We start from the raw sequence: 26,151 nt of genomic DNA, 5'->3' as shown, positions 1-26,151 counted from the left end.
CGCCCGCCTCTACGAAAGCCAGTGGGCCTGAGCTAGCGGCGGTTCGAGCCTGTGCTGGCGGCGGTGTGAGCTTATGCTGGTGGTGCGCCATGCTAACCGCGATCCTGAGATCTGCGAGCCTAGGCGACTGGAACCGCGAGCTTCTCCTCCACTGAAATTTCCCGGCTGGCAAGATACCTGGACATGAGCCGCGCTACCGCGCTGGCACCCAGGCTGAGCACCCACAGGGCAGCCATGAGAATGAGTATGCTCGGATGCCCGGCATCCTTAATAATGAGGAAGACCAGGAGGATCACTCCGAGGGCAGCCGCGATCACCGGGACGGCCTGCATGGTGGGGCGCAGCCACGCCGGTGCAGAGCGCCGGGGTTGTTCCAGCAGCCCAAACCACTGGTAGACCCCCAGGACATAAACCTGGCCGAGCGCGACCCAGAGCATGCCAAAACAGGTACAGGTCCAGATAGCGAGGCTAAATTCTGAGGCCCATTGCAAGATATCCAAGGCGTTAATGTAGAGGAGCGGATAACCAAGAAAACCACTGAGAACCGCAGCTCCCGCCGCGATCTTTCCAGCCTTATACGCGTTCATATCAGATCCCTCCGTTGAATTAGGTATTCAACCGCCACGGTGACGATCTTATGTGGGAGTCTAACGACGCCTCGGGGGGATGTATACGGCCGCACGCCTCGCTACTCAGATCTTAATCAAATTGTATCCAGCCTTAATGCTGCTGTGACCCTATGTTAATATGCCCGTGCCCGATATTAATGGGATTGTGACCGCTCCACCCCGGCGAAATCCCACAGGATCTCACCGAGCTCGCGTGCGGTTCCCACGTGCCGCCAGGCCAGCTCCCATTCGGAACGCGGGGCAGTCCCCCACTCCACGAGCACCGTGGGAAGGCCGTGCTGGCCTGCGCCGTCGACATCGTGAATACGATCCCCCACCATGAGGGCACGCGAGGTATCAATTCCCTGCGCCCGCAATTCGCGCAGCGCGGCCCCCACCACCTCAGCTTTCCCGTACCCGGGGATATCTTCGGGATCCCCGGCAATATAGCGGAAGTGCTGCGCCACGCCCTGGTGTTCCAGAATCGCGCGGGCATTCTTTTCGTTTTTCGACGTCGCAATGGCCAGCGGCACCCCGGCCGCATCCAGTTCCTCGACCAATTCGCGCATCCCGGGGAAAATCGGGGTGTCGAGCATGCGCTGTTCGTAACGCACCCGGTAGCGGCGCACCATCTCCACCGGGTCGGCCGCGCCGAGCTTCGTGAAAGTATCGATGAGCGGCGGGCCGATGAACTGCACGAAGAATTCTTCGGGGTGGTCCTCCCCCATTTCTTCGCGCAGGGTGGCCCGGAAAGTTTCTTTGACGATAGCGGCGGAATCGTGGAAGGTTCCGTCCAGATCAATAAGGATAGGGTTCACAGGTCAAGTCCGGCGGTATCGCCTGCTCCTTGTCTCGCGATTTCGTTAGTTACCAGGTCAAGTACGGTGGTGGGGCCGCGCCCCACAGGCCCGTTCACCACCACATCTAGGGCATAGCCCAGTTCATCTTCCACAATCCAGCCCTCTTCGAGGGGTTCTTCCGCGCCGGGAAGAATCAGCGTGGAGGAAAGTAGCGGTTCGCCCATTTCCGTGACCACAGCTTGGGTGATGCGGTGATCGGGAATGCGCACGCCCACCGTGTGTTTCTTCGGGTTGAGGGTCATGCGCGGCACTTCTTTGGTGCCCTTGAGAATGAAGGTGTAGGGCCCGGGCGTGAGGCTTTTGATGAGCCGGAAATCGGGATTATCTACGATCACGAGCTGCCCGAGCTGCGCGAAATCGTGGCATAGCAGGGTGAAATGGTGTTTATCACCCACCTGCCGGATGCTGCGAATCCGCTCCAGGCCCTCCTTATTGCCCATCTGGCACACAATGGCGTAACCGGAATCGGTGGGCAGGGCCACCACCTCACCGCGGCGCAGCCGATCCACCACTTTGGTGACGAGCCGCGGTTGCGGATCCTCAGGATGAATATCAATGAAGGTAGCCATAGCCCCTAGTCTAGTCGAGGCTGCGACACGAAAAAGCGGCGGTTTTGACTACTCCGCCGCGCTCACCGCCTCCCGCAGCTCCGCGAGCTCGGCCGCCCCGGCATAGGGTTCCATTTCCCGCAGGTAGGCGCGGGCTTCATTGGTGCGCCCGGCCGCCAGTGCGGTGCGCACCAGCGCCTCCCCAGCCTCGAAACTGTGGGTGGCCGGATCCCAATGGGCCAGCCCCAAACTGAGGGCCTGATCCGGGTGCCCGGCATCGCGCAGAATTGCCATGGCCCGGGCGAGGATGTGCCCATCCGGATTGCGATCCGTGGCGGTGGTGAGGAGCCGCAGGGCCCGCTCGGGATCGGACTCCACCGCAAGGCGAGCCATATGCAGCTGCGGGTACCAGGAAGCCGGTGAGCTGGAGAGTTCTTCGGCGAGGGCATAAATCGCCAGGTCCGCAGAAAGGATGCTTCCGGTTCCGATGCCCTCCGCGGTGAGCGGATCGGCGGGCGGGAGTTCACCTTCGGCCTCGCGTGCCAGGGTGACGAGCTGGGTGAAAGCCTCGACGTCGTTCGGATCCTCAGCAAGCCGATCACGCAGCGCCTGCGCGGTGGCCGTACCGGCTTCCGGGGCCCGGGTATGCTGGAAGAGTTGCTGCATCAAATCGAGGAATGCCATGATGCGAGCGTACCGAAAATAGGGAGGTCGTGCGATGGAGGTAGCGCAACTCATGTCGCTGGGCGCGGGTGTTCTGGAGCGCGAAGGCTACCCGGATGCCACCGAAAGTTTCGAGCTGAGCCGCGTGGATAGCGTGACACGCTGGGCTATTGCAGTCACCCTGGAAGATGCCAGCGGCGTGGTGGTGCCCGATAGCGAGATCTGCGCGGCGCGCACCCTCGGGGAGCTAGTGCGGCTCAGCTGCCCGGGCGCGGACCTCAGCCTCACCACCTCTTCTTCTCAGCACGACGGCGCAGCTGCGGCCCGCCCCACTCCCGCTGCCACAAGCGCGGATGCGGCGGCGGGGCCTAGCCCGGAGCAGTCGGATAAGGCGGATGCGCAGGATCAGTCGAATCAATCAAATGCACCGGATGTGCCGGATGAAAATGCCCCGCTGTCCGCGGAGGATTTGCGGGCTGCCCTGGGGCTTTAACCCGCTATTTCTCGGGCTTTAGCCCACGCGGTGCAGCCAGCGTACCGGTGCGCCCGCGCCGGCATAGCGGAAGGGCTCAAGCTCATCATCCCAGGCTTGGCCGAGGGCAATATCGAGGAGCCGGCGCATTTCTGCGGCGTCGTTCCCCGCGTTTTCCAGGGCGGCCCGCACCCGGTTTTCCGGGATCACCACATTGCCGGTCAGGTCTGTTTGGGCGTAGAAAATACCGAGGCCGGGGGTGGCGGACCAACGGCCTCCTTCGGATACCGGGCTGGCATCCTCGGTGATCTCAAAACGCAAATGCTCCCAGCCGTTGAGGGCGGAGGCGAGCATGGCTCCGGTTCCCACTTCTCCCGTCCACGAGGCTTCTGCCCGGTTCATATGCGGGGCGGCGGGTTGTTTCGTCCACTCAAAATGCGGTTCGTATCCGAGCACGCTTGTAACCGCCCATTCAACGTGGGGTTGAACGGCCGGCATAACAGAGTGAATGAATATGACGCCGCGAGTGGCGTATTTGTGTGCCATAGCATTCCTCCTGCGCTTGGGTGGCTTTCCCCGTGCTACCCACGCGGAGGGGCTACTAGAGCGATTGTAGCGCAGAAGAGACGCGCAGCTGGCGAATATCGCGCATCGCTTGCTTACGGACCTCCCGCTCCAGGCGGTCGAGGTAGAGGTGGCCGTCCAGGTGATCGCATTCGTGCTGGATGCAACGCCCGAGGAGTCCCTCCCCTTCCACGATTTTCTTCTTGCCGTCCAGGTCGATACCTTCCGCGCGGGCGTTCCAGGCGCGCTTGGTCGGGTAGTACAGGTCCGGGACGGATAGGCAGCCTTCCTCGCCATCCTGGTATTCATCTTCGGAGAGGGCCACGATCACGGGGTTGAGGATGTAATCGATCTCGCCGTCGATATGCCAGGAGAAGGCGCGCAGGGAGACCCCGATTTGGTTGGCTGCTAGGCCCGCCCGGGCGGCGTCGTTCACGTTTTCGAGGAGGTCTTCGACCAGGCGCACGATGCCCGGGGTGATCTCCCGAATCGGATCGCAGGGGGTGCGCAGGACCGGGTCCCCCACCACGCGAATCTCCCGGTATGCCATCACGAACTCCTTTATAAGATTTCTCACAGTAGTAACGCTCGCACGCCACGGCTTAGGCTTATAGCTTACAGGGCCGCGCCGCGGGGCTAATAGACAAATGGGGCTGCGGACTGTTTATTGGACATTATCGCTTAAAACCGCTTGACGATGCTCCACAATCGTTAAACCATCGAACTTCAAGGTAATACGCTTCTGGTTATAGAAGAACATATACTCGTCTATCGCCTCGCATAACTCATCGGTTGTAGCCCACTTCTTCCCGTGATAAATCTCGGTTTTCATCCGCCCGAAAAACCCCTCACAAGCAGAATTATCCGGACTACACCCCTTCTTCGACATCGACCGCGTCAACCCGTAACGCCGCGTAAGCTCAATCCAGGACACAGACCGGTAGTGGACTCCCCGATCCGAATGGATCACGAGTGGATGCTCACTCTGGCCGGCTTGTAGCTCGTTTAGACGCTGGTGCGGGAGGGTTGCCAGGGCGTTTTCAAGGGAGGAATCAGCCAACACTGAGGTTGGGTGTAATCCCCTCGTATACGCCACGACTTTCCCGTCATAACAGTCAATAATCGGGGAGAGATAAACCTTCCCGTTAGCTGCGTGGAACTCGCTGATATCCGTGAGCCAAAGCCGTCCGGGCTCATCAGCGTGGAAGTCACGCTCGACTAGGTTTTCCGGTGCCGGGCTGATCTCCCCGCCGTAACTAGAGTACTTCCGGCGTGCTTTGGCATACCTGACCGGGATTTCCTCTTCCCGCATCAAGCGCTGGATGACTTTCTCCGAGACCACATACCCAAGCTTTCTAAGCGCTAAACGGATACGCCGATACCCATACGTATACAAGCCCTCGCGCGCGATCTGAGCGATCAACTCACGCAAGCGAGCATGCTTGTCAGGCCGCTCTAGCTGTTTAGCGGTGTAATAGTACGAGCTTGCCGGCAAATCCAAGGTATCTAAGACCATGGCTAGCGGCGTGGTAGAGCGTAGCTGGTTAGCTACCCGTGTTTTCTCTCCCGCTTCACTGCGCCCGCCTGTGCGGGCTTTTCCTTTTTTTGCTAGCTCGAGCTGGGCTTTCAAGACGCGTTTCTGCACGATTAAATCGGCTACAAGAGCACGTAATTCTTCCGGGTCTTGGGGTAGCTGGGCTTCCAGTTGGTGGCGGGTTTTCGCTTTGATCTGGTCGCATTCTTTCTCGTTCATGAGTCCTAGACTGCCTTCCGCATCCCACTTTTTAACCCAAGCATAGATGTTTGTGCAGTTCACGATTCCTAGATCCTGGGCGATAGTGTAGGCGTTTTCCCCGCTGCGGAATCGCTTGCAGGCAGTTACTTTCACGTCCGTTGATATTTTCTGGTTAGGGGCGTGTTTCTTCGGTTTTCTCTGCTCTGGTTTCTCGTTGCTATTCCGGATCCATTTGTAGAGCGTGTCTCGGCCTGGGTAGCCCAGTTTACGGACTGTGGCGGTTACCGATTGCGTGCGTTGGTAGGTGGTGAGGGCTTTACGGATCTGCTCTCTCGTGTACGTACGCTTACTCATTGAACGTTCTCCTTAAAAATCTCTAGGAAACCGTCCGCACCCCCTTTTGTCTATTAACCCGCGCCGCGGGTGCCGGACAGAGCAGAACGGCGGCGAGCCTACGCTCACCGCCGTTCGTTCGCTCCCGCAGCTGGACTCGAACCAGCAACCGTTCGATTAACAGTCGAATGCTCTGCCATTGAGCTATGCGGGAATTTGCAACAGAAAAGATAATAGTCAATGGCGGGCCGTGAAGCAACTTGAGAGGTGTGCGCTCTGCCACCCTTAGCTCAAAGGGCCGCTATAGGCCGGGCTCCTGCCGTACATCAGCCGCAGCTACCTGCTCCCCCGCGCCAGCATCAGGCGCGGCCAGGTGCTGGCGCAGGGCGCGCCCGGCGAAGAACATGACGATAAGCAGGATGACTCCCACAATCGCGGCGGCGATCATACGCCGGCGCGCGATGCGCTGAATCTCCTCCGCCTGGGCAGCGTCCAGGGTACGGGTTTCCGGCGCCTCGGGCCCCCTCGGCTGCTCCGTTTCGGCCTGCGGCTCGGCATTGTCCGGAGCCTCGCGCACCTCAGGCTCTTCAGGCAGCTCCGGTTTCTCGGGTTGTGACATGGGGCTACTCTAGCCCACGCTCTGCCCGGTGAGCATGAACAGCACCATCTTGGTGGGAGCCAGGGCGCGCACCGCATGCGGGAGACGGGTGGGCAGGTGCACGAGCCCGCCGGGGCGCAGCTGCACCGTGCGCCCCTCGGTACGCATCTCCACTTCCCCTTCCAGCACCTGGATGAGCACGGGCACGGCGGCAGTGTGCTCGGAGAGCTCCTCGCCGGTATCGAAGGAGAAGACCACCACATTCGCGCCTTCAACGCGCAGCGCGGTGGTGGAAACGGTCGAGGCGGCGGCGTAATCCACCGTGGCGCCCAGATCCTCCAGGTAGGAAAGTTGCGGGGTGTTTTCACTCATCGGTTGTCCTTTCAGTTAGCGGTGGTAGCGGAAGTGCCGGCATCCGCAGAGCTGGCGATGCCAGTAGATTCGGCGGCGCCAGTAGCACCAGCAGCACCAACGGATTCAACGGGCTTACGGGCCACCATGGCCACGCCGGCCAGGTGGTGGCGATACTTGCGGAAGAGCGCGCGCATGGCCAGCACTCGCGCACGCAGCTCTTTATCGCGCAGCACGTTGCGGAGGATACGCGCCACCCCGCGCAGGCCTTCGTCGGCGAGGTTGCGGCGCAGAGAAAGCAGGGCCATGGGGGCATCCCCCACCCATTCCACCTCGAAACCGGCATCGGTGAGCACCTGCCGCCATTCGGCCTGGGTGAGCGGGCGCGCATTGACGCGAATCGTCTGCGCCAGGCCTTTGCGCAGGGTATCGGCAATGGCCGGGTCGATGCTATCCGGGGTGAGGCTCAGTTCATGGATGGCGTAGCGCCCGCCCGGGCGCAGCAGCCGGAACGCCTCGCCCACAATCGCGGCTTTCGAGTTCGCGCCCTGCATGGTGAGCATCGCTTCGCCCACGACCACATCGGCACCGGCATCGGGTAGTCCAGATTTTTGCGCGGTGGAATTAACGACGACGCCGCCCACTTTCTCCACAATCCCCTTGACGCGGGTCACCGCATTCTTGTCTTGATCTACCCCGGTGTAGGAGTGAATGGGCTCGGAGATAATGAGTTCTGCGGTCCGGCCCAGGCCGGGGGCGAATTCTACAACGTCCGCGCTGGCCAGCTGGGCATACTCAAGCATGGCCTTCGTCAAATGCAAGCCGCCGGGGCGCAATACCCGTTTGCCGGCGCGGGCGAGCACCCAGTGCCCGGCGGCGGTAGCGGTGGGACGATCAGATTGCGGAAGTGGAGCATTGTCATCGATCATGGATTCACCTTAATCCCGCGGGCCTGGTGAGAAAAGGGCGTGTCACAACGATTTCACACCAACCTGACAACTCATAAAAGCGAATAATTACCACTAGAAATCCACCCATTGCCTTAGCCACCAAGTCACCCGATGCTAATAAATACAAAACTGTTGAGAGTAAGCATCTTGAAATGCCCACAACACAACCACCTGTGGCACACCCCACATCAACTTAGACAAACGCACATCCTTGCCCTAAACGTTTAGGTGACATAGGGGGGTGCGGACGGTTTCCTAGAGATTTTTAAGGAGAACGTTCAATGAGTAAGCGTACGTACACGAGAGAGCAGATCCGTAAAGCCCTCACCACCTACCAACGCACGCAATCGGTAACCGCCACAGTCCGTAAACTGGGCTACCCAGGCCGAGACACGCTCTACAAATGGATCCGGAATAGCAACGAGAAACCAGAGCAGAGAAAACCGAAGAAACACGCCCCTAACCAGAAAATATCAACGGACGTGAAAGTAACTGCCTGCAAGCGATTCCGCAGCGGGGAAAACGCCTACACTATCGCCCAGGATCTAGGAATCGTGAACTGCACAAACATCTATGCTTGGGTTAAAAAGTGGGATGCGGAAGGCAGTCTAGGACTCATGAACGAGAAAGAATGCGACCAGATCAAAGCGAAAACCCGCCACCAACTGGAAGCCCAGCTACCCCAAGACCCGGAAGAATTACGTGCTCTTGTAGCCGATTTAATCGTGCAGAAACGCGTCTTGAAAGCCCAGCTCGAGCTAGCAAAAAAAGGAAAAGCCCGCACAGGCGGGCGCAGTGAAGCGGTAGAGAAAACACGGGTAGCTAACCAGCTACGCTCTACCACGCCGCTAGCCATGGTCTTAGATACCTTGGATTTGCCGGCAAGCTCGTACTATTACACCGCTAAACAGCTAGAGCGGCCTGACAAGCATGCTCGCTTGCGTGAGTTGATCGCTCAGATCGCGCGCGAGGGCTTGTATACGTATGGGTATCGGCGTATCCGTTTAGCGCTTAGAAAGCTTGGGTATGTGGTCTCGGAGAAAGTCATCCAGCGCTTGATGCGGGAAGAGGAAATCCCGGTCAGGTATGCCAAAGCACGCCGGAAGTACTCTAGTTACGGCGGGGAGATCAGCCCGGCACCGGAAAACCTAGTCGAGCGTGACTTCCACGCTGATGAGCCCGGACGGCTTTGGCTCACGGATATCAGCGAGTTCCACGCAGCTAACGGGAAGGTTTATCTCTCCCCGATTATTGACTGTTATGACGGGAAAGTCGTGGCGTATACGAGGGGATTACACCCAACCTCAGTGTTGGCTGATTCCTCCCTTGAAAACGCCCTGGCAACCCTCCCGCACCAGCGTCTAAACGAGCTACAAGCCGGCCAGAGTGAGCATCCACTCGTGATCCATTCGGATCGGGGAGTCCACTACCGGTCTGTGTCCTGGATTGAGCTTACGCGGCGTTACGGGTTGACGCGGTCGATGTCGAAGAAGGGGTGTAGTCCGGATAATTCTGCTTGTGAGGGGTTTTTCGGGCGGATGAAAACCGAGATTTATCACGGGAAGAAGTGGGCTACAACCGATGAGTTATGCGAGGCGATAGACGAGTATATGTTCTTCTATAACCAGAAGCGTATTACCTTGAAGTTCGATGGTTTAACGATTGTGGAGCATCGTCAAGCGGTTTTAAGCGATAATGTCCAATAAACAGTCCGCAGCCCCTAGCTTGACCTCAACGCAACCAATTGGGACAAAGGAGACCCTGATGAAACCGGCAACTCTTAAAGACGTGGCTCGGGCCGCCGGTGTGTCTATTTGGACTGTTTCCAATACGTTTTCCGGCAAAGCGCCCGTCACGCAATCGACCAAAGCCCGAGTATTGGAAGCGGCTAAAACGCTCAACTACATCCCGAACCAGACAGCACGCGCCCTGCGTCGCGAAACTCCCGGCCCAATCGTCGTGATGACCGCATCAACATCTAATGCTTACTACGTCGATATGCTCGATGGCATTCATGAAATGTTGCGCGCATCTTCCCATGGAGTACGCACAGCCGATCTTGCTCCTGAAGGCCGATTTGATCAGAAAACTGAAGATTTGGTTGTCACCGAAGCAATCCAATCGCGGGCAGCCGGAGTTATCAGCACTCTTACTTTATCTGTAGACAATCACGAGAAACTTTGCGAGTGGGGAATCCCCATTGTCTATGTCGACTCGCAAGGACCGACTGCGCCGTCCGGTTCGGTATCTGTAACCTCAAATAACGAACAAGCCGCTCATCAAATCGGTGAACATCTTAATTATCATGAACTCGACACGTGGCTTTTATTGATCTATCCCGAGCGGTGGTCGACAAGGCAAACTCGAATTAAAGGCATGAAAAACGCCGCCAAGAAATTCGGGGCAACTCTCTCGATTCTCGAATGCGCTAATGACTCACAATCGAGCGCAATTGCGTTAGAGGAATATCTCAGAAATACGAAGGTAGAGAAGCTCGCGATTATTGCCGGTAACAATCCTCTCCTCCTCGGAACCATGCACGCACTCCAGGCATGTGATCTCCATGTTCCTGATCAAGTCGCCTTAATTGCGTTTGACGAATTCACCTGGTCAACTTTCGTCAATCCTCCAGTGACGTTGATTGACGAAGATTCTCGCGATATCGGCGCAAAAGCCGCTCTAAAACCTATTCACATCATGCAAGAGCATCCGCAGGGAGCTATCCGTTACCACAACCAGGAGTCTGAGGAGGTGAACGTCAAGCTCAGAATTCGCGCCTCCTGCGGCTGCTAAACAAATTAGAAAACCAAATTGGGCTAAACCGGCCTATCTAACCAAAAGGAGATCTCAACGATGAGAACAGCAAAAAAGGCGCTCGCCTTCACGACAAGCATTCTGCTCGCCGCAACTTTCTCGGGTTGTACTTCAGGTGACTCCGCTACGGAAGCGCCGAAACCTGACAAGATCGAGAAAATCGGCTTAATGGTGCAGGACATGTCGAACCCGTTCTTCTCAGCTATGGATAAGGGAGCGAAAGAAGCAGCCGAGAAGATTGGCGCAACCCTCAACGTCCAAGACGCCAAACTTGATCTGGCGAATCAGAATACTCAGATTGACACATTCATTCAGCAAGGCGTAGACCTTATCGTTGTCTCCGCCGTTGACGAGTCCGGCCTCCAACCCGCCATCGAACGTGCGCGACAGGCAGGGATCTTCGTGGTAGCTGTTGATACTCCTGCGAAGGGCGCGGATGCCATTGTTATGACCGATGCCGTTCAGGCTGGCGAAATTGCATGCACCTATCTATTCGAACAGATGGGTGGCAAGGGAAATATTTTGGTTGTTGATGGCACACCTATCCAGACGATCACGGATCGCATTAAGGGCTGCAATCAAGCAATGAAGAATTTCCCCGGCATCAAGGAAGTCGGGCACCAAAACTCGCAAAATGACCGCGCCACCGGTCTCTCCGTCACTACCGACATGCTTACTGCAGCCAGCGATGTCCAAGGCATCTTTGGAATGAATGACCCGTCCGCCCTTGGTGCGACGCTTGCCGTGCAGCAAGCTGGACGTACTAATGAAATTAAGGTGGTAGGAATCGACGCTTCTCCCGAAGGACTCCAGGAACTCCGAACCGCTGGTTCTCCCTTCGTCGGCACGGCCACCCAAGAACCCGCAAAAATGGTCGAAAAAGCAATCGAGGTTGGGCAGCAGCTTGCTCGTGGAGAATCACTCACCGAAACCACTATCCTCATCCCCTCGCAAATCATTACCCGGGATGCGGTAGACGAATACCCGGGATGGTAGAAATGACTCTTCTCAAGCTCGAAGGGATCAGGAAAAGATTCGGCGCTACCCAAGCGCTTGGAGGAGTTTCCTTTGATCTGAACGCCGGAGAGATTCATGCCCTCATGGGAGAAAACGGCGCTGGCAAGTCAACGTTGATGAAAATCCTGGCGGGGAATCTTGCTGCCGACAGTGGAAAGATCTTCGTTGACGGTCAGGAAGTCCATATCTCATCTCCTAACGATGCGCGTAAACATGGAATCGCAATCATCCACCAAGAGATCAATACCGTCCCAAATCTGACGGTAGCCGAGAATCTCTGCCTCGGCGTTGAACCACTCAAACACGGGATCCTTGACCGTGAAAAGATGCGTTCGGATGCACGCGCTAAGTTATCGGCTATTGGAGTGGACATCGACGTGAACAGGCCTCTCGGCTCGTTTTCCATCGGTATGCAGCAGATGGTCGAAATTGCTCGTGCTGCTGCCGAGGATGCCCGCATCCTCGTTCTCGACGAACCAACTGCCGCGCTTTCCCGAGCTGAAACAGAGGATCTTTTCAGAATTATTCGGGAACAGCAGCAAAACGGTGTCGGCCTTATCTACATCACTCACCGCATGGAAGAAGTGTGGAAATTGGCTGATAGGGTGTCCGTTCTTCGGGACGGAACGTCCGTCGGAACACAGCTTCTAGCCGAATTAACACCTGACGAAATCGTGCGAATGATGGTCGGTAGAAAAATCGGTGATCTCTACGAACACGCGGACCGTGCATCGGGAGAAGTGGTGCTTGAGGCAAAGGATCTCAAAGCGCCTGGAGTTGACGACGTTTCCTTCAAAGCTCGCGCCGGTCAAATTCTTGGATTTGCAGGCTTGGTCGGTGCCGGGCGTTCGGAAACCGTCAGGCTACTTATGGGAGCAGATCCCATGAGTAGCGGAACGTTGCTACTCAAAGGCGAAAGATATCATCCTAAAAGTCCCAAGGAGGCCCTGGAATCTGGCATTGCCATGGTGCCGGAATCAAGAAAGGAACAAGGTCTGTTCTTGGATCACACAACGGCATCGAATATCTCGATTGCCTCTCTGGGTGACTTCACCAAACTCGGCGTACTCGCGCGAGGCGCAATTCGAAAGAAAGTTCGCCAGATCATGGAAGTGCTCAATATTCGAAAGACCTCCACAAGTCTTCCGGTAAGAGCTCTTTCGGGAGGAAACCAACAAAAGGCACTTCTCGGCCGCACTCTCATGGCAGGTGCCGATCTTTTGATTTTCGATGAACCTACGCGCGGTGTTGACATCGGGGCGAAAAGGGAGATCTACGAAATCATGAATGATCTGGCTAAAGAAGGTAAAACCATCATCATGGTTTCTTCTGACCTCCCTGAAGTTCTGGGAATGTCTGATCGCATCATCGTTATGCGAAAAGGAAAAGTCGTGGGAGAACTCGATGCACGAGATGCCACAGAAGAATCGGTCATGAGCCTCGCGACCGGAGCAACAAAGGAACAAGCATGACTATAGAAGCTGCACCTCGACGGAAAATGAACTTCGCTGCGTGGTGGGATAAGGTTGGGATTCTCGCGGTCCTCGTCCTTCTCGTCGTGATTATGGCGCTCATCGCCCCGAACTTCATGTCGATGAACAATCTCATGAATATCGCCCGTTCGATCTCTATCAACGCGATCATTGCGGCCGGTATGACCTTCGTTATTATTACTGCCGGCATTGATCTCTCTGTCGGATCAATCGTTGCCGTATCGGGTGTAACCGCAGTACTGGCTTGTATCTCCGGTGCTCCAGCCATCGTCGGGATAATCGCTGGCATTCTTGCCGGTGCAGTTGCGGGATGGGTAAATGGTGCCCTATCGGCGTATCTAGCCCTCGCGCCCTTTATCGTGACGCTCGGCATGATGACATTCCTCCGTGGCCTCGGATACACACTGACCGGCGGCCAACCCATCGTAGATAACAAGCTGGCTTTCAGAGATCTCGGAAACGGATACATGGCTGGAATTCCAGTTCCCGTCATTGTAATGATCATTGTCTACATCATCTGCTGGTTCATCCTCGAACGCACGAAGTACGGCAGGCATGTTTACGCAGTCGGCGGCAATCCCGAGGCAGCACGGCTCGCTGGAATCAACGTGAAGCGTGTACTCACATCTGTTTACGTCATTGCAGGGGCACTCTCAGGGCTTGCGGGTGTCATTTTCGCCGCACGCGTTGTTTCCGCGCAGCCGACCGCTGGAACCGGATACGAACTTGATGCTATTGCCGCAGTTGTTCTAGGTGGAACATCCCTTGCCGGTGGTAAGGGCAAGATCATCGGAACCCTCATCGGTGCGATCATTCTCGGCGTGCTCTCGACCGGCATGATTCTGATGAATGTCCAATTCTTCACTCAGCTACTAATTAAGGGCGTCGTCATTATTCTCGCCGTCGCCATTGATTCCCTCAAGCAGAAGAGCACCAAGGCAGGAAAGTAGATGAAGACCCATAAAGTAATCAGTAGTATCGAAGGAAAGCGGGCATTCGAGCCGATTTACTTCGATGAACCACAAGTGCTCACAGAGTCTTTATGGCTAGCACGAACCAATACTGGAGAGCAGATCCTTTGCCAGCGATTGGTTGATCAGCCGGCTCCACAAGAGGCCACCAGATTTGTCACTACACTCAGTTTTGAGGGCGAGGCAAGTTTCACACTGGATGAACCAGTCGAATCCGGAGAAGGAATCACAAAAGGACCCGGTACTGAAGTTGACTCATGGGCCCGCGTTAATACCGGCTACTTCGATATTGATGTATGCACGGGTACCGCCGAGGGCACTGGTGCCTCAAAGTGGGGGCTCAAGCATTTCCGCACCCTTGATGAGGGTATTGATCTCCTCCCCTCTGGAAACAATGCGATTGGTGGATTTTACGGCCCGTTCTTCACTCCTGAAAACGGACTGATCAATCCGCCAGAACACACAAAGGTGAAGATTGAGATCCGTGAAGACGGACCGGTCTTGCTTTCTTTCAGAATGCTAGGTGTGATTCCCGACGGGCTCCTCCCAGAGCTCAGGGGTAAGAACTTCTCAATCGAGTGGGCTTTCACTTATAGGACGCCTTGGTTCAGCCGTCGTTATTACGTAGATGATTTCCAAACCGTGATCAACGGGCGTTCTGTAACTAACAAGATCACCGTTGGGGATGAATTCGAGGCCGGGCAAGGAAAGCTGCTCTTTGATCGGTTTGCGTGCTACGGTGGATCCCGATATCGCAGCGGCGATCCTTATGCTGGACACCTGGCCGACATGGTCGAGCAGACCATTTCTGACGGTACATTGCCTCAGCGCAAGAAACTTGAAGAGTTTAAGGCCGTCCTAACGGATGATATTGAGAACGCCCATTGGGATTTGTACTGGCGCCTATTCTCGACTTTCGAAGGTGCTTTAACGGACGAAACGATCCGCGACCGGCTGGCAATTGTTCGCGAGAAATCGTTTGTTGATGCAGAGCTGCGTGATTGGCGAGTCGATTCTGAACCTATCGACGTCCAGAAAGAGGAGCACGAGACTATCTTCCCCGGAGCTTCCGATAAGACAGTCGAATATGACACATCTACCGGTCGTGCAATGATCTGGTATACCTCGAAGCCATCGGGAGGCTTCCAGATCGTGCAGCGCAAGCAGTCGGGATGGGGAAACTGGGGTACCAACCTCGAAAACGAATGCCCGGAGCTCCCTGTGGGTGTCGATATCAAAACGGCATACGGCAAATTCGCGTCTAACTGGAAAGATATAGCCGACCAGTTAGAAACTCCTCCGGAAGTACTTTAGGACCAGAGAATCCCGTATGGCACTTGCCGGATTTCTAGATGTCCCAGAGTAGGACAGCACGGTTACCGTATACAAAGCTGGGTGGCTGGCGCGATCATTCTCGCGTTAGCCACCCAGTTCCCTTTTACCAAGAAACTGATTCCTCCAGGTGTGATTCACGCCGGGAAGTTGAGTGGGAGGGTGAGGTCGTATTGTTCCGCGTCATACAAATGGTCGGCTAGATCCACGACCCGCCCGGATTCATCATAAGCACTACGCCGCACCCGTAAGAGAGGTGCCCCGGATGCTACGTGTAAAAGTTCTGCTTCCGTAGGCGTCGCGCTACGCGCGCTAATACGCTGGACCCCACCACGTAACACGATCCCGTGGCTCTTGAAGAAATCATAGAGACCACCCGATGATATCGCGGTAAGAGAGGGCGCTAGATCGGCTGGGATCCAGTTACGCATAATCCCCATACGGTTCCCCTCCGCCCACCGCAACCGCTCTAAAGCCACGATCTCTTTACCTTCTTGGCAATGCATATCGCCAGCTAGACCACTATCAGCAAACACCACCCGATACTGGAGAACATCCGTGCGTGGTTCACGGCCCGCCGCCCGCAAATCATCGGAAAGACTCGCCAGGGAAGGATCCCGTTGGAAAACCCGTGGCATCACCCTGGTTCCCACGCGCGGACGCCGTGAGAGTTTGCCTTCATCAGTCAACACTTGCAACGCCCGCCGTAGTGTAGGACGTGAGACTCCCAGCCTGCGTGACATAGATACTTCGTCTTCAAGGAGCTGACCGGGTAAAAGCGCGCCGGAGTCAATCAGGCTCCCTAATGATTGCGTGATTTGTTGATGCAAAGGAAGCGAGGAGCGAGAGTCGAAAACAATCTGCGGAGCAACCGGGATATCCAGCTGATCCGGGTTGTCTTTCCCACCCAGGTTTGACATTAACGTGACCCTCTCACTCTTATTTGTTCACCCAATTGTAAACATAGCGGACAATAGTGAGATTAGCTAGTGTTTCTCTCATTTTATCGCTTCGATGCTGTCCTATATGGCCGTGTTCATTCAAGTTTGCTGGCCGCCCTGGCTGGTCTTTTGTGTTTACAAGTGGGTGGGGTGGGGTTATTTTGGAAACCAATGAGACACCCCGCTGGTGGGGTGCTGGTTTGGACTCACAAGGGAGTGATACGAATGGATATACCTCATTGGATTAATGGTGGCCTCTATGCGGGGCAACCTGAGGGAAAGATTGAGGTTGATGACCCGGCGAGTGGTGAGATTCGCGGGTATTTGTTACAGGCAAGCCGTGAAGATCTTGACTACGCGGTAGGGGTTGCTGTTAAAGCTCAAAAAGCTTGGGCTCGTACCTCGTTGGCTAAGCGTACCGAGATCATGTATCGGATGCGTCAGCTTGTTTTGGATCATCAAGACGAGATCGCTAAAGCGATTGTGGCTGAGCATGGTAAGGATTATTCGGATGCTATCGGGGAGATCCAGCGTGGGCGGGAGACCCTTGATTTTGCTTGCGGGATTAACGTCGCTTTGAAAGGTGAAACCTCGTCGAATATTTCCACCGGGGTAGATATTCACACGCTACGCCAGCCCCTGGGTGTTGTTAGCGGGATTTGCCCGTTTAATTTCCCGGTGATGGTGCCTATGTGGATGCACCCGATTGCTATTGCTACCGGGAATGCTTTCATTTTGAAACCCGCACCGGCCACGCCCTCGGCTTCTCTTGTGATTGCGCGTTTGTATAAGGAAGCCGGACTGCCGGACGGGGTCTTCCAGGTTATTTCCGGGTCGAATGATTTCACGATGGCTATGATTGACCACCCGGATATTAGGGCTGTTTCTTTCGTGGGTTCAACCCCGGTTGCGAAACTGATCCAGGAGCGTGCGGTGCGCGCGGGTAAACGTGTCCAAGCATTGGGTGGGGCTAATAACCACGCGATTGTGATGCCCGATGCTGATATCGAGTTCGCTGGTAAACACCTCTCAGCAGCGGCTTTCGGCGCGGCAGGTGAACGCTGCATGGCCCTGCCCGTTGCTGTCGCGGTGGGTGGGATCGGTGAAAAACTAGCGAAAGCAGTCAAAGAACACGCCGAGCTTATCCGGGTGGGTTACGGCCTGGACGAAGGCGTCCAAATGGGCCCGGTTATCAACGCCCAATCAAAACAACGCATTATTGATGCGATCAATGATGCCGAAGAAAAAGGCGCGAAAGTCATTCTTGATGGCCGCACGCTTCGCGTGAGCGGGCACGAGAAAGGGTATTTCCTCGGCCCAACTATCTGCACGCACGTCCCCCAAGACTCCCTCCTCTACAAGCAAGAAACTTTCGGTCCCGTCCTGGCAATCGTCGAGGTAGACACCTACGAAGAAGCCATCACTCTTGTTAATTCCTCGCCGTATGGCAACGGGGCAGCGATCTTCACGAATGATGGTGGTCTGGCACGTCGTTTCGAACTGGAAGTTGAAGCTGGCATGGTCGGTATCAACGTCCCCATCCCCACCCCCGTGGCCTACTACTCCTTTGGCGGATGGAAAGACTCTCTCATGGGAGATACCCATATCCACGGGCCCGAAGGCGTGCGCTTCTACACGCGCGCGAAGGCCACCACGGTGCGTTGGCCTTCCGAGGGCACCTATGAAGCAACAATGTCGTTTGAACGCACCGAATAAACAATAAGGTAAGGAAGTGATGGACATGGTCGTCCATGATGTACTAACAATCGGACGCTGCGGCGTCGATATCTATCCCCTACAAACTAATTGCACCCTCGAAGAAGTCACAACGTTCGGGAAATTCCTGGGAGGATCGCCTACTAACGTTGCGGTAGCAGCAGCACGCCTGGGAGAAGACTGCGCCACCCTCACCGGGGTAGGTGATGATCCTTTCGGGCGGTGGGTCCGCCTGGAAATGCGCCGGCTCGGCGTATCAGATGAATACGTGATCGTTGACGATACCCTGAACACGCCTGTTACTTTCTGCGAGATTATCCCACCCGAACATTTCCCGTTCTTCTTCTACCGTGAACCCTCCGCCCCTGACCTCCAGATCAAGGACAGTGATCTGGATGAAGACCAGGTACGCGAGGCTAAACTCTTGTGGGTATCCGGGACGGGCCTGTGCGAGGACCCCTCGTATTCCACCCATATGAGCGCGCTTGCCATGCGGGGGCGTAAAGACCATACCGTTTTCGATATGGACTGGCGTCCAATGTTCTGGGAGTCAGTTGATCTGGCACGTCAGCGTTATGCGGAAGTTCTTGAGTATGCGACAGTCGCGGTGGGTAACGTGGAAGAATGTGAAATCGCGGTCGGGGAAACTGATCCACACGCGGCTGCAACAGCACTACTGGAACGCGGGGTCCAGATCGCTGTGGTCAAGCAAGGCAGCAAGGGCACCCTCGCGAAATCGAGCGCGGAAGAATTCTTTATCCCCGCGATGAACACGACCGTGGTCAACGGGGCTGGAGCCGGGGATGCTTTCGGTGGGTCCCTTGTCCACGGGCTTTTACAGGGCTGGAGCCTGGAGAAAACAATCCGGTATGCCAACACTGCCGGCGCGATCGTGACCTCGCGTATCGAATGCTCTACCGCGATGCCCACCCAGGATGAAATCGAGCAAGTACTGGCCGCTAACCACACCGACGCGCTACTCGATACACCCAAATCAGTAGAAAGCAACCAGTAACCATGGATATTGCCAGGCTTATTGCAGGACGGCGTTGCCCGGGCACTGCTCACCAAGCCTTGCTCACACGCGAGCAACCCGCCAGCCTCCTACCCAATGGGAAATTCCTTATCATGGCCGCTGACCACCCCGCCCGGGGCGCGTTCGCGGCTGGCGCTAACCCCCGCGCTATGGAAGACCGTTTCGACCTGCTCGCACGCCTGTGTGACGCGCTTGCCGTGCCCGGGGTTTCCGGCCTGTTAGGAACAGCCGACATCATTGAAGACCTCGCACTCCTGAGAGCCCTGGACGGCAAATGGGTATACGGGTCCATGAACCGGGCAGGACTGGCCGGCGCCGCGTGGGAACTCGATGATCGTATCACGGGCTATACGGCCAAAGGGATAGCTAAAGCAGGCCTGCAAGGAGGGAAAATCCTGCTCCGTATCGCCTACCAGGAAACACAAACCGTTGGCACGTTAGAGATGGCCGGGAAAGTAGTCACCGACCTTGCCCGGCGCCAACGCATCGCCATGGTCGAACCCTTCATCTCACGGCGTGAAGGCAGCCAGGTCGTCAATGATGTTTCTACCGATGCTGTCACCCGCTCGATAGCAATCGCTTCAGGTTTGGGGGCTAATAGTTCCTACACGGTCCTCAAACTCCCCGATACCCCAGACCTGGAACGCTTCGCTCGGGCTACTACCCTACCCATCGTTATCCTCGGCGGGGAAGTCAGCAACGACGCTGCTAAAACCCTGCACAGGTGGGCTCTCCTCTTGGAGATCCCTAACGTGATCGGCCTGGTCATTGGCCGGTCATTGCTCTATCCACAATCAGGCGACGTTCAAGGCGCCGTGGCCAACGCCGCCCAGCTTCTCTCCTAGAGAAGCCCACATATCCAAGGAGCACTCATGACTCTCACAACAGGAGGCCTCCTCGGTATCGCTCTAGCAGCGATAGCCGTTTTACTCTTCCTCATCATCGTATTCAAAGTCAACGCCACAGTTGCGCTTATCCTCGTATCAGCTCTGACTGCTATCGCTACCGGAGTCCCAGTCAGCGAACTATTCGATATGCTGCTCACCGGGTTCTCAGGCACCGTTGGCAAACTCGCTCTCATTATCGGGTTCGGAGCAATCATCGGGCGTATGCTCGAACAATCCGGAGGCGCTGAAGTACTCGCCCAAACCCTGCTACGTTGGTTCGGTGAGAAACGAGCACCCCTCGCCCTCTCGGTAGCCTCGCTCTTGTTCGGCTTCCCGATTTTCTTCGACGCCGGGCTCATCGTCATGTTCCCGATCATCTTCTCCGTTGCCCGCCGCCTGGGCGGACCAGTCTTGCTGTATGCCCTACCAGCAGCCGGCGCATTCCAGGTCATGCACGGACTCATGCCACCCCACCCCGGACCAGTAGCCGCCGCTACCACAATGAACATCAACATCGGGACCGTGCTCCTGGTTGGTTTGATCGTCGCGATTCCCACCTGGTACCTGGCCGGCTACCGCTTCGCATTGTGGCTCTCCAAGCGGTTTGATGTTCCCATCCCTAACGTTCTCGGATCGAAAGAATCCGGGCGTGAACTACCCGGGAAAGAACCCGCCTTCGCGACCGTTCTCTTCATCCTCATGCTCCCGATCTTGTTGATTACCGGTAACACGGTCACCAGTACCCTTCAATCAGCTGGAATCATCCCGGAAAACGCTGCCTGGGCAAGCGCCCTGAAATTCTTCGGTGAAACCGCTGTCGCCCTGTTCGTTACCGCACTCGTAGCTTCAATCATTTTGGGTTATGTACGTAAAGTACCCTGGAAGAATATCGATAAGATCAACGACGCCGGGTTCAAATCAGTAGCCGCGATCGTCATGGTCGCCGGTGCTGGTGGCATGTTCGGTTCCGTGTTACGCGAAACCGGTATCGGTACCGCGCTTGCTAACACGCTAGCCGATCTTGGTATTCCCTTGCTCCTGGCTGCCTACCTTATCTCCCTGGCACTACGAGTCGCGCAAGGCTCAGCAACCGTGGCCATCCAAACCACCGCGGCCTTGCTCGCGGCTACCGTGTCGGGTGCCGGACTCAATGACATCCAAACCGCGCTCGTCGTGGTGGCGATGGGAGCAGGATCCTTCTTCGCTTCCCACGTCAACGATTCCGGGTTCTGGCTAGTAGGTGGCTTCCTGCAAGTAGATACGAAAACGAATCTGAAGATGTGGACCACGTTCACCTCAGTAATATCCCTCGTATCCTTCGGTTTCTGCTCCCTGGTCTACCTCATCGTCTAGAAAACTCAAACTCACAAAACCACGTGTACGCACCCGCGGGCTGGATCTACACCCACCACGGGTGCGTACATGTTTAACTTCCTCACGCACCCCCCTGAATGAAATGCTTCCGTGGGCGTCAAGCACGAGTTAAATCCGCGCGTCTTACGCGATTGTCAAACGCAAGTTAAAACTGCACGCCTAGCGCAATACGAATTGCATGCCTAGCGCAAGGAAAATGCACACCCAGCGCAACCAAAACTGCACCCCCTCACCGAACAGGCAATCTCGCCCGGCGCCCAAGCATCCCTACCGATACCACCACTCAACACTCGCCGGCGGTCGGCGTTACTGCCACCCCACAGGCCGACCACTGGCCGGGTAACCGTGTCAAAAGTAGGTGGATATATTGTCGAAGAAGCTACTGGACTCCTCGTCTAAAAAGTCAATGAACTCCAAGTCCAAATACACGAAAATCCCACGTAGCTGGCGGAACTATGACGCGGGACATCACATAGTGCCCCCGGCAGGACTTGAACCCGCGACCGATGGATTATGAGTCCACTGCTCTAACCTGCTGAGCTACGGGGGCAGCGCGTAAATTCTAACAGCTCCTAATTGGTCTGAGCCCCAATCATCAGGCTCATCTTTCACATCCAAGAAAACAGGTAGAATACAAGGGCGTTCCGGCCTTTAGAGTGCGTCAGACCGGAACGCCCAGCTTTTGAAAAATAGAAACTTGTCGGCTAAATCTATGCGCGTACGTCGCGCAGCAGCGTCGCGATTTTCTCCGAATCCTCCGCACTCAACGGGACCTGCGGGGCACGCATCAACGGCGAGCACTCCACCCCGCACAAACGCACACCCTCCTTAATCGCAGCAATGAAAATATCACCAATCTCATACACCGCAGCCAAACGCGTAATCTTTTCGAGCTCCGCAGCCGCGCGCGTAACATCCCCGGCCTCATACGCCGCATGCATCGCCGCAAACACCTCCGGAATCAAATTCGTCAAGCCAGAGAGCACCCCGGCCCCGCCACACACCCGATTCCCAATGTAATACTCATCAAAACCAGAAAGCACCGCGAAATCCGGGCGCACCTTCCGCACCTCGCGAATCACCCGCCGCGTATGACTCTGGGTATCCACCGTATCCTTGAGCGCCACAATATTTTCGTGCCGGGCAGCCAGCTCAGCCACCAATTCCGGAGTTAAATCCGCACCCGTGCGCTCCGGGAAGTTATAGAGCATAACAGGAAGGGCCGTCGCGCCCGCAACAGCGTCATAAAAATCAAGCGCCCGCCCGTGCGAATGCCCGAAATAGAACGGCGGGAGGGCCACCACCCCATCCACACCAGCCGCCTCAGCAGCCGCGATATTCTCCAGCACCTCACCCAAACGCGCCGCGCTCACACCGGCCAACACCTGGAAACGCCCCGCGGCCTGCTTGACCGCGAACTTCAAGAACTCGGCCTTCTCCTCAGTGGAGAAAGAGAAAAACTCCCCAATCGAGCCGAAGAAGAGCACCCCGTTGAGCCCGGACTCGGCAAGACGATCAATATGGGCAGCCATCGCCGGATAATCAATCGCACCCGAATCGTCGATCAACGTGACCGACGGGCAATACACACCAGAAAACATTCCAACCCCTTCCAGGTTTGGGCAAATAAAAGCTACCCATTTCCATGTCTCACGCATCATTGCGACTTACTTCGAACGATAACAGGAGGAATGCGAATCCATACCCGCGCAAAACACTAGAAGACAATAGGGGCTGCGGACTGTTTATTGGACATTATCGCTTAAAACCGCTTGACGATGCTCCACAATCGTTAAACCATCGAACTTCAAGGTAATACGCTTCTGGTTATAGAAGAACATATACTCGTCTATCGCCTCGCATAACTCATCGGTTGTAGCCCACTTCTTCCCGTGATAAATCTCGGTTTTCATCCGCCCGAAAAACCCCTCACAAGCAGAATTATCCGGACTACACCCCTTCTTCGACATCGACCGCGTCAACCCGTAACGCCGCGTAAGCTCAATCCAGGACACAGACCGGTAGTGGACTCCCCGATCCGAATGGATCACGAGTGGATGCTCACTCTGGCCGGCTTGTAGCTCGTTTAGACGCTGGTGCGGGAGGGTTGCCAGGGCGTTTTCAAGGGAGGAATCAGCCAACACTGAGGTTGGGTGTAATCCCCTCGTATACGCCACGACTTTCCCGTCATAACAGTCAATAATCGGGGAGAGATAAACCTTCCCGTTAGCTGCGTGGAACTCGCTGATATCCGTGAGCCAAAGCCGTCCGGGCTCATCAGCGTGGAAGTCACGCTCGACTAGGTTTTCCGGTGCCGGGCTGATCTCCCCGCCGTAACTAGAGTACTTCCGGCGTGCTTTGGCATACCTGACCGGGATTTCCTCTTCCCGCATCAAGCGCTGGATGACTTTCTCCGAGACCACATACCCAAGCTTTCTAAGCGCTAAACGGATACGCCGATACCCATACGTATACAAGCCCTCGCGCGCGATCTGAGCGATCAACTCACGCAAGCGAGCATGCTTGTCAGGCCGCTCTAGCTGTTTAGCGGTGTAATAGTACGAGCTTGCCGGCAAATCCAAGGTATCTAAGACCATGGCTAGCGGCGTGGTAGAGCGTAGCTGGTTAGCTACCCGTGTTTTCTCTACCGCTTCACTGCGCCCGCCTGTGCGGGCTTTTCCTTTTTTTGCTAGCTCGAGCTGGGCTTTCAAGACGCGTTTCTGCACGATTAAATCGGCTACAAGAGCACGTAATTCTTCCGGGTCTTGGGGTAGCTGGGCTTCCAGTTGGTGGCGGGTTTTCGCTTTGATCTGGTCGCATTCTTTCTCGTTCATGAGTCCTAGACTGCCTTCCGCATCCCACTTTTTAACCCAAGCATAGATGTTTGTGCAGTTCACGATTCCTAGATCCTGGGCGATAGTGTAGGCGTTTTCCCCGCTGCGGAATCGCTTGCAGGCAGTTACTTTCACGTCCGTTGATATTTTCTGGTTAGGGGCGTGTTTCTTCGGTTTTCTCTGCTCTGGTTTCTCGTTGCTATTCCGGATCCATTTGTAGAGCGTGTCTCGGCCTGGGTAGCCCAGTTTACGGACTGTGGCGGTTACCGATTGCGTGCGTTGGTAGGTGGTGAGGGCTTTACGGATCTGCTCTCTCGTGTACGTACGCTTACTCATTGAACGTTCTCCTTAAAAATCTCTAGGAAACCGTCCGCACCCCCATAAGTACCGTAGGAAACATCGCTGACCGGCGCGCTGAATCATTGAACACGCCGGCCAGCGATAGCCCTACGTTAGGACCAATTCAAATTATTGAATTTACACTACAACAGGAAGAGTCCAAGACCCCAAACCAGAACTAGCCCAACAATGGAGATCAAACATGTCATCACTGTCCAGGTCTTAAACATCTCGGGAAGAGTGAACCCGAAGTATTCCTTTACCAGCCAAAGGCCCGCATCGTTTACGAAGGAGAAAATAAACGACCCAGCACCGATTGCAAGGACAAGAAGACCTGTTTGGATCGGATCATAAGCAAGCGCAGTGGCTGTCGGCTCCAGAATGCCGGCCGTAGTAATGGCCGAAACGGTCGAGGATCCTGTAGCCACACGCACGAACACCGCAATCACCCAAGCGATCAAGATGATCGATATATTTGTGTTTTCTACAAACTTAGTGATCATATCTCCAATGCCGGTATCAATCAGAAGGTTCTTGAAACCGCCACCAGCTCCGAGGATAAATACAATTCCAGCAATGGGACGTAACGATTTCCCGGCTTCATCGTTGAGCTTTTCCCACGGGTACCTTGTCGTAACGAAAAGCGTGAGAGATGCAAATACCAGTGAAATCAGAAGGGCAATCTCGGGATTCCCGATAAACTGCAAAATCTGAGCACCCATTTCCTTGGAATCGTGAAGGTCAGGGCGGACCATCATGATAATTGAAGTGATCAAGAGAAGAATGGCCGGCATGGTGACACAAAGCAGAGACAACCCGAAGGAAGGCTTACGACGACCTTCAACACCGTCCTCTTTATCCGCCATAGCGAACGTGTCCGGCGCACCACGCGGCACGATACGCGTCGAGTACTTCGCGAACAGCGGTCCGCAGATAATAACGAGAGGAATAGCAAGGACAATGCCCATACCCATCGTGATACCCATGGAACCATTCTCAAAGGTTTGGAGAGCGGCGGTGGGCCCGGGGTGTGGAGGAACGAGTGCCTGCATCGCACAAAGGCCCGCCAGGGCTGGCATCGCGATCATCATAAGGGGCATCTTAGATTTCCGCGTAACCATGATGATCACCGGAGCCATGATGATCAGTCCAACATCAAAGAACAGGGGCAACCCAATAAGAGACCCGATGAGAGCCATAGTCCAAGGGAGCATCTTGCGAGACGACTTCGAAATCAGAACGTCAACTAAAACGCCGGTCGCTCCCGTTACCATCAAAACCGCACCCAGCATTGCACCGATACCGACTAAGATACCGACACTTTTAGTGGTGTCTCCAAAGCCGTCAAGGAAGGCGTGGACGGTGTTCATCAGCCCGAACCCGGACCCAATTCCGGTAATCAGGGCCGCAAGCATAATCGCGAGGAAGGGGTGAACTTTCGCCCAGCTAACCAAAATAATGAGGATGGCAACGCCGGTTACGATACTGATGAGAAGCGCTGCCGGGTTAAGACTTACTTCCGGGATATCGCGAGCGAAAGGTAAAAGTCCCTGGGGTATTGAGCTTTGTAGCTGACTCACACCTACAAGTAAAGCATTCATCTATATTTCCTTTTTCTGACGAGTGCAGCGTCCGCACTGCCGCACGCGGGGAATCCAAATGGATTACCAATAGCAAGCAGCGACAGCTATTTATTTAGCCCGCGTGCGGCAGTG

The 26,151-nt window shown here is 55.7% G+C and carries 25 protein-coding genes and 2 tRNA genes; 11 read left to right on the top strand and 16 right to left on the bottom strand.

All coding sequences use genetic code 11. The features are described 5' to 3' along the window. Window positions 1-119 precede the first annotated feature (119 nt). The 4 genes from CZ322_RS06460 to CZ322_RS06445 form a co-directional block, all read right to left on the bottom strand. A complete protein-coding gene (locus tag CZ322_RS06460) occupies window positions 120-587 on the bottom strand; it encodes a hypothetical protein (protein WP_087070655.1) in 468 nt (155 codons plus the stop codon). Between the two features lie 176 nt (window positions 588-763). Beyond that, window positions 764-1,426: an HAD hydrolase-like protein gene (locus CZ322_RS06455; RefSeq protein WP_087070654.1), complete on the bottom strand. Its 663-nt coding sequence runs from the start codon at window positions 1,424-1,426 to the stop codon at window positions 764-766. Further along, on the bottom strand, window positions 1,423-2,037 hold the full coding sequence (locus CZ322_RS06450) for an L-threonylcarbamoyladenylate synthase (protein WP_087070653.1): 615 nt from the start codon (window positions 2,035-2,037) through the stop codon (window positions 1,423-1,425). The genes CZ322_RS06455 and CZ322_RS06450 overlap by 4 nt, the downstream gene beginning before the upstream one ends. A gap of 48 nt (window positions 2,038-2,085) precedes the next feature. After that, entirely contained in the window at window positions 2,086-2,700 is a 615-nt protein-coding gene (locus tag CZ322_RS06445) for a hypothetical protein (protein ID WP_087070652.1), read from the bottom strand. A 34-nt stretch (window positions 2,701-2,734) separates the two neighbouring features. Here CZ322_RS06445 and CZ322_RS06440 point away from each other — a divergent pair, with 34 nt between their 5' ends. Further along, complete coding sequence (locus CZ322_RS06440; protein ID WP_087070651.1) at window positions 2,735-3,172, top strand: phosphopantetheine-binding protein; 438 nt, start codon at window positions 2,735-2,737, stop codon at window positions 3,170-3,172. An 18-nt stretch (window positions 3,173-3,190) separates the two neighbouring features. Here the strand turns inward: CZ322_RS06440 and CZ322_RS06435 are convergent, their stop codons facing one another. From CZ322_RS06435 to CZ322_RS06405, 7 genes are all read right to left on the bottom strand, one after another. Continuing rightward, on the bottom strand, window positions 3,191-3,697 hold the full coding sequence (locus CZ322_RS06435; protein WP_026428785.1) for a DUF3145 domain-containing protein: 507 nt from the start codon (window positions 3,695-3,697) through the stop codon (window positions 3,191-3,193). Between the two features lie 55 nt (window positions 3,698-3,752). Then, a complete protein-coding gene (gene def / locus CZ322_RS06430; protein WP_087070650.1) occupies window positions 3,753-4,265 on the bottom strand; it encodes a peptide deformylase in 513 nt (170 codons plus the stop codon). A 114-nt stretch (window positions 4,266-4,379) separates the two neighbouring features. After that, window positions 4,380-5,804, bottom strand: coding sequence for an IS3 family transposase (locus CZ322_RS06425; RefSeq protein WP_087070649.1), 1,425 nt, complete (start codon window positions 5,802-5,804; stop codon window positions 4,380-4,382). Between the two features lie 121 nt (window positions 5,805-5,925). Beyond that, window positions 5,926-5,997 (bottom strand) — tRNA-Asn (locus CZ322_RS06420). Between the two features lie 87 nt (window positions 5,998-6,084). After that, a complete protein-coding gene (locus CZ322_RS06415) occupies window positions 6,085-6,402 on the bottom strand; it encodes a hypothetical protein (protein ID WP_101595603.1) in 318 nt (105 codons plus the stop codon). A 9-nt stretch (window positions 6,403-6,411) separates the two neighbouring features. Beyond that, window positions 6,412-6,753, bottom strand: a complete 342-nt coding sequence (locus tag CZ322_RS06410) for a cupin domain-containing protein (RefSeq protein WP_087070647.1) — start codon at window positions 6,751-6,753, stop codon at window positions 6,412-6,414. Window positions 6,754-6,764: 11 nt separating this feature from the next. Beyond that, window positions 6,765-7,661 (bottom strand): methyltransferase domain-containing protein, encoded by an 897-nt coding sequence (locus CZ322_RS06405; RefSeq protein WP_307886424.1) that lies wholly within the window; start codon window positions 7,659-7,661, stop codon window positions 6,765-6,767. Window positions 7,662-7,963: 302 nt separating this feature from the next. Here CZ322_RS06405 and CZ322_RS06400 point away from each other — a divergent pair, with 302 nt between their 5' ends. From CZ322_RS06400 to CZ322_RS06375, 6 genes are read left to right on the top strand one after another with little or no spacing between them, the layout of a single operon-like run. Beyond that, a complete protein-coding gene (locus CZ322_RS06400; protein WP_087069845.1) occupies window positions 7,964-9,388 on the top strand; it encodes an IS3 family transposase in 1,425 nt (474 codons plus the stop codon). A gap of 58 nt (window positions 9,389-9,446) precedes the next feature. Next, window positions 9,447-10,475: a LacI family DNA-binding transcriptional regulator gene (locus CZ322_RS06395; RefSeq protein ID WP_159455011.1), complete on the top strand. Its 1,029-nt coding sequence runs from the start codon at window positions 9,447-9,449 to the stop codon at window positions 10,473-10,475. A gap of 60 nt (window positions 10,476-10,535) precedes the next feature. After that, window positions 10,536-11,492: an ABC transporter substrate-binding protein gene (locus tag CZ322_RS06390; protein ID WP_016442592.1), complete on the top strand. Its 957-nt coding sequence runs from the start codon at window positions 10,536-10,538 to the stop codon at window positions 11,490-11,492. Between the two features lie 2 nt (window positions 11,493-11,494). Beyond that, window positions 11,495-12,985, top strand: a complete 1,491-nt coding sequence (locus tag CZ322_RS06385) for a sugar ABC transporter ATP-binding protein (protein ID WP_081690054.1) — start codon at window positions 11,495-11,497, stop codon at window positions 12,983-12,985. Beyond that, complete coding sequence (locus CZ322_RS06380) at window positions 12,982-13,956, top strand: ABC transporter permease subunit (protein ID WP_026428778.1); 975 nt, start codon at window positions 12,982-12,984, stop codon at window positions 13,954-13,956. The genes CZ322_RS06385 and CZ322_RS06380 overlap by 4 nt, the downstream gene beginning before the upstream one ends. Continuing rightward, window positions 13,957-15,291, top strand: coding sequence for a hypothetical protein (locus CZ322_RS06375; RefSeq protein ID WP_087070645.1), 1,335 nt, complete (start codon window positions 13,957-13,959; stop codon window positions 15,289-15,291). Window positions 15,292-15,446: 155 nt separating this feature from the next. Here the strand turns inward: CZ322_RS06375 and CZ322_RS06370 are convergent, their stop codons facing one another. Beyond that, window positions 15,447-16,229, bottom strand: coding sequence for a GntR family transcriptional regulator (locus CZ322_RS06370; RefSeq protein ID WP_087070644.1), 783 nt, complete (start codon window positions 16,227-16,229; stop codon window positions 15,447-15,449). Between the two features lie 246 nt (window positions 16,230-16,475). On the opposite strand from CZ322_RS06370, the gene CZ322_RS06365 reads away from it, so the two are divergent. From CZ322_RS06365 to CZ322_RS06350, 4 genes are read left to right on the top strand one after another with little or no spacing between them, the layout of a single operon-like run. Continuing rightward, window positions 16,476-17,966, top strand: coding sequence for a CoA-acylating methylmalonate-semialdehyde dehydrogenase (locus CZ322_RS06365; protein ID WP_087070643.1), 1,491 nt, complete (start codon window positions 16,476-16,478; stop codon window positions 17,964-17,966). Window positions 17,967-17,991: 25 nt separating this feature from the next. Further along, entirely contained in the window at window positions 17,992-18,981 is a 990-nt protein-coding gene (iolC, locus tag CZ322_RS06360; protein ID WP_087071188.1) for a 5-dehydro-2-deoxygluconokinase, read from the top strand. 2 nt (window positions 18,982-18,983) lie between these two features. After that, a complete protein-coding gene (locus CZ322_RS06355) occupies window positions 18,984-19,847 on the top strand; it encodes a Cgl0159 family (beta/alpha)8-fold protein (RefSeq protein ID WP_087070642.1) in 864 nt (287 codons plus the stop codon). Window positions 19,848-19,874: 27 nt separating this feature from the next. Further along, window positions 19,875-21,242 carry a GntP family permease gene (locus CZ322_RS06350; RefSeq protein WP_087070641.1) on the top strand — a complete coding sequence of 456 codons (1,368 nt, stop codon included), beginning with the start codon at window positions 19,875-19,877 and terminating at the stop codon, window positions 21,240-21,242. Window positions 21,243-21,739: 497 nt separating this feature from the next. On the opposite strand, the gene CZ322_RS06345 is transcribed toward CZ322_RS06350, so the two are convergent. The 4 genes from CZ322_RS06345 to CZ322_RS06330 all read right to left on the bottom strand — a co-directional run bounded on the left by CZ322_RS06345 (window position 21,740) and on the right by CZ322_RS06330 (window position 26,037). Continuing rightward, window positions 21,740-21,813: transfer RNA gene (locus tag CZ322_RS06345), tRNA-Ile, on the bottom strand. 160 nt (window positions 21,814-21,973) lie between these two features. Further along, window positions 21,974-22,864: a dihydrodipicolinate synthase family protein gene (locus CZ322_RS06340; protein WP_087070640.1), complete on the bottom strand. Its 891-nt coding sequence runs from the start codon at window positions 22,862-22,864 to the stop codon at window positions 21,974-21,976. Window positions 22,865-23,008: 144 nt separating this feature from the next. After that, on the bottom strand, window positions 23,009-24,433 hold the full coding sequence (locus CZ322_RS06335) for an IS3 family transposase (RefSeq protein WP_087069845.1): 1,425 nt from the start codon (window positions 24,431-24,433) through the stop codon (window positions 23,009-23,011). Between the two features lie 146 nt (window positions 24,434-24,579). Then, window positions 24,580-26,037: a GntP family permease gene (locus CZ322_RS06330; RefSeq protein ID WP_016442581.1), complete on the bottom strand. Its 1,458-nt coding sequence runs from the start codon at window positions 26,035-26,037 to the stop codon at window positions 24,580-24,582. Between the last annotated feature and the right edge of the window lie 114 nt (window positions 26,038-26,151).

The organism is Actinotignum timonense (assembly GCF_900155575.1).
GTDB classification, from domain to species: Bacteria; Actinomycetota; Actinomycetes; order Actinomycetales; family Actinomycetaceae; genus Actinotignum; species Actinotignum timonense.
This window is presented reverse-complemented; position numbering and strand designations above follow the sequence as displayed.

What these genes read in the sequence shown, in the direction of transcription:
- CZ322_RS06390 (WP_016442592.1), top strand. Translation starts at nt 10,536, where the DNA reads ATGAGAACAGCAAAAAAGGCGCTCGCCTTCACGACAAGCATTCTGCTC.
- CZ322_RS06405 (WP_307886424.1), bottom strand. Translation starts at nt 7,661, where the DNA reads ATGATCGATGACAATGCTCCACTTCCGCAATCTGATCGTCCCACCGCT.
- CZ322_RS06375 (WP_087070645.1), top strand. Translation starts at nt 13,957, where the DNA reads ATGAAGACCCATAAAGTAATCAGTAGTATCGAAGGAAAGCGGGCATTC.
- CZ322_RS06335 (WP_087069845.1), bottom strand. Translation starts at nt 24,433, where the DNA reads ATGAGTAAGCGTACGTACACGAGAGAGCAGATCCGTAAAGCCCTCACC.
- iolC (WP_087071188.1), top strand. Translation starts at nt 17,992, where the DNA reads ATGGTCGTCCATGATGTACTAACAATCGGACGCTGCGGCGTCGATATC.
- CZ322_RS06380 (WP_026428778.1), top strand. Translation starts at nt 12,982, where the DNA reads ATGACTATAGAAGCTGCACCTCGACGGAAAATGAACTTCGCTGCGTGG.
- CZ322_RS06330 (WP_016442581.1), bottom strand. Translation starts at nt 26,037, where the DNA reads ATGAATGCTTTACTTGTAGGTGTGAGTCAGCTACAAAGCTCAATACCC.
- CZ322_RS06395 (WP_159455011.1), top strand. Translation starts at nt 9,447, where the DNA reads ATGAAACCGGCAACTCTTAAAGACGTGGCTCGGGCCGCCGGTGTGTCT.
- CZ322_RS06365 (WP_087070643.1), top strand. Translation starts at nt 16,476, where the DNA reads ATGGATATACCTCATTGGATTAATGGTGGCCTCTATGCGGGGCAACCT.
- CZ322_RS06370 (WP_087070644.1), bottom strand. Translation starts at nt 16,229, where the DNA reads ATGTCAAACCTGGGTGGGAAAGACAACCCGGATCAGCTGGATATCCCG.
- CZ322_RS06445 (WP_087070652.1), bottom strand. Translation starts at nt 2,700, where the DNA reads ATGGCATTCCTCGATTTGATGCAGCAACTCTTCCAGCATACCCGGGCC.
- CZ322_RS06435 (WP_026428785.1), bottom strand. Translation starts at nt 3,697, where the DNA reads ATGGCACACAAATACGCCACTCGCGGCGTCATATTCATTCACTCTGTT.
- CZ322_RS06460 (WP_087070655.1), bottom strand. Translation starts at nt 587, where the DNA reads ATGAACGCGTATAAGGCTGGAAAGATCGCGGCGGGAGCTGCGGTTCTC.
- CZ322_RS06425 (WP_087070649.1), bottom strand. Translation starts at nt 5,804, where the DNA reads ATGAGTAAGCGTACGTACACGAGAGAGCAGATCCGTAAAGCCCTCACC.
- CZ322_RS06355 (WP_087070642.1), top strand. Translation starts at nt 18,984, where the DNA reads ATGGATATTGCCAGGCTTATTGCAGGACGGCGTTGCCCGGGCACTGCT.
- CZ322_RS06450 (WP_087070653.1), bottom strand. Translation starts at nt 2,037, where the DNA reads ATGGCTACCTTCATTGATATTCATCCTGAGGATCCGCAACCGCGGCTC.
- def (WP_087070650.1), bottom strand. Translation starts at nt 4,265, where the DNA reads ATGGCATACCGGGAGATTCGCGTGGTGGGGGACCCGGTCCTGCGCACC.
- CZ322_RS06385 (WP_081690054.1), top strand. Translation starts at nt 11,495, where the DNA reads ATGACTCTTCTCAAGCTCGAAGGGATCAGGAAAAGATTCGGCGCTACC.
- CZ322_RS06410 (WP_087070647.1), bottom strand. Translation starts at nt 6,753, where the DNA reads ATGAGTGAAAACACCCCGCAACTTTCCTACCTGGAGGATCTGGGCGCC.
- CZ322_RS06400 (WP_087069845.1), top strand. Translation starts at nt 7,964, where the DNA reads ATGAGTAAGCGTACGTACACGAGAGAGCAGATCCGTAAAGCCCTCACC.
- CZ322_RS06340 (WP_087070640.1), bottom strand. Translation starts at nt 22,864, where the DNA reads ATGTTTTCTGGTGTGTATTGCCCGTCGGTCACGTTGATCGACGATTCG.
- CZ322_RS06440 (WP_087070651.1), top strand. Translation starts at nt 2,735, where the DNA reads ATGGAGGTAGCGCAACTCATGTCGCTGGGCGCGGGTGTTCTGGAGCGC.
- CZ322_RS06415 (WP_101595603.1), bottom strand. Translation starts at nt 6,402, where the DNA reads ATGTCACAACCCGAGAAACCGGAGCTGCCTGAAGAGCCTGAGGTGCGC.
- CZ322_RS06350 (WP_087070641.1), top strand. Translation starts at nt 19,875, where the DNA reads ATGACTCTCACAACAGGAGGCCTCCTCGGTATCGCTCTAGCAGCGATA.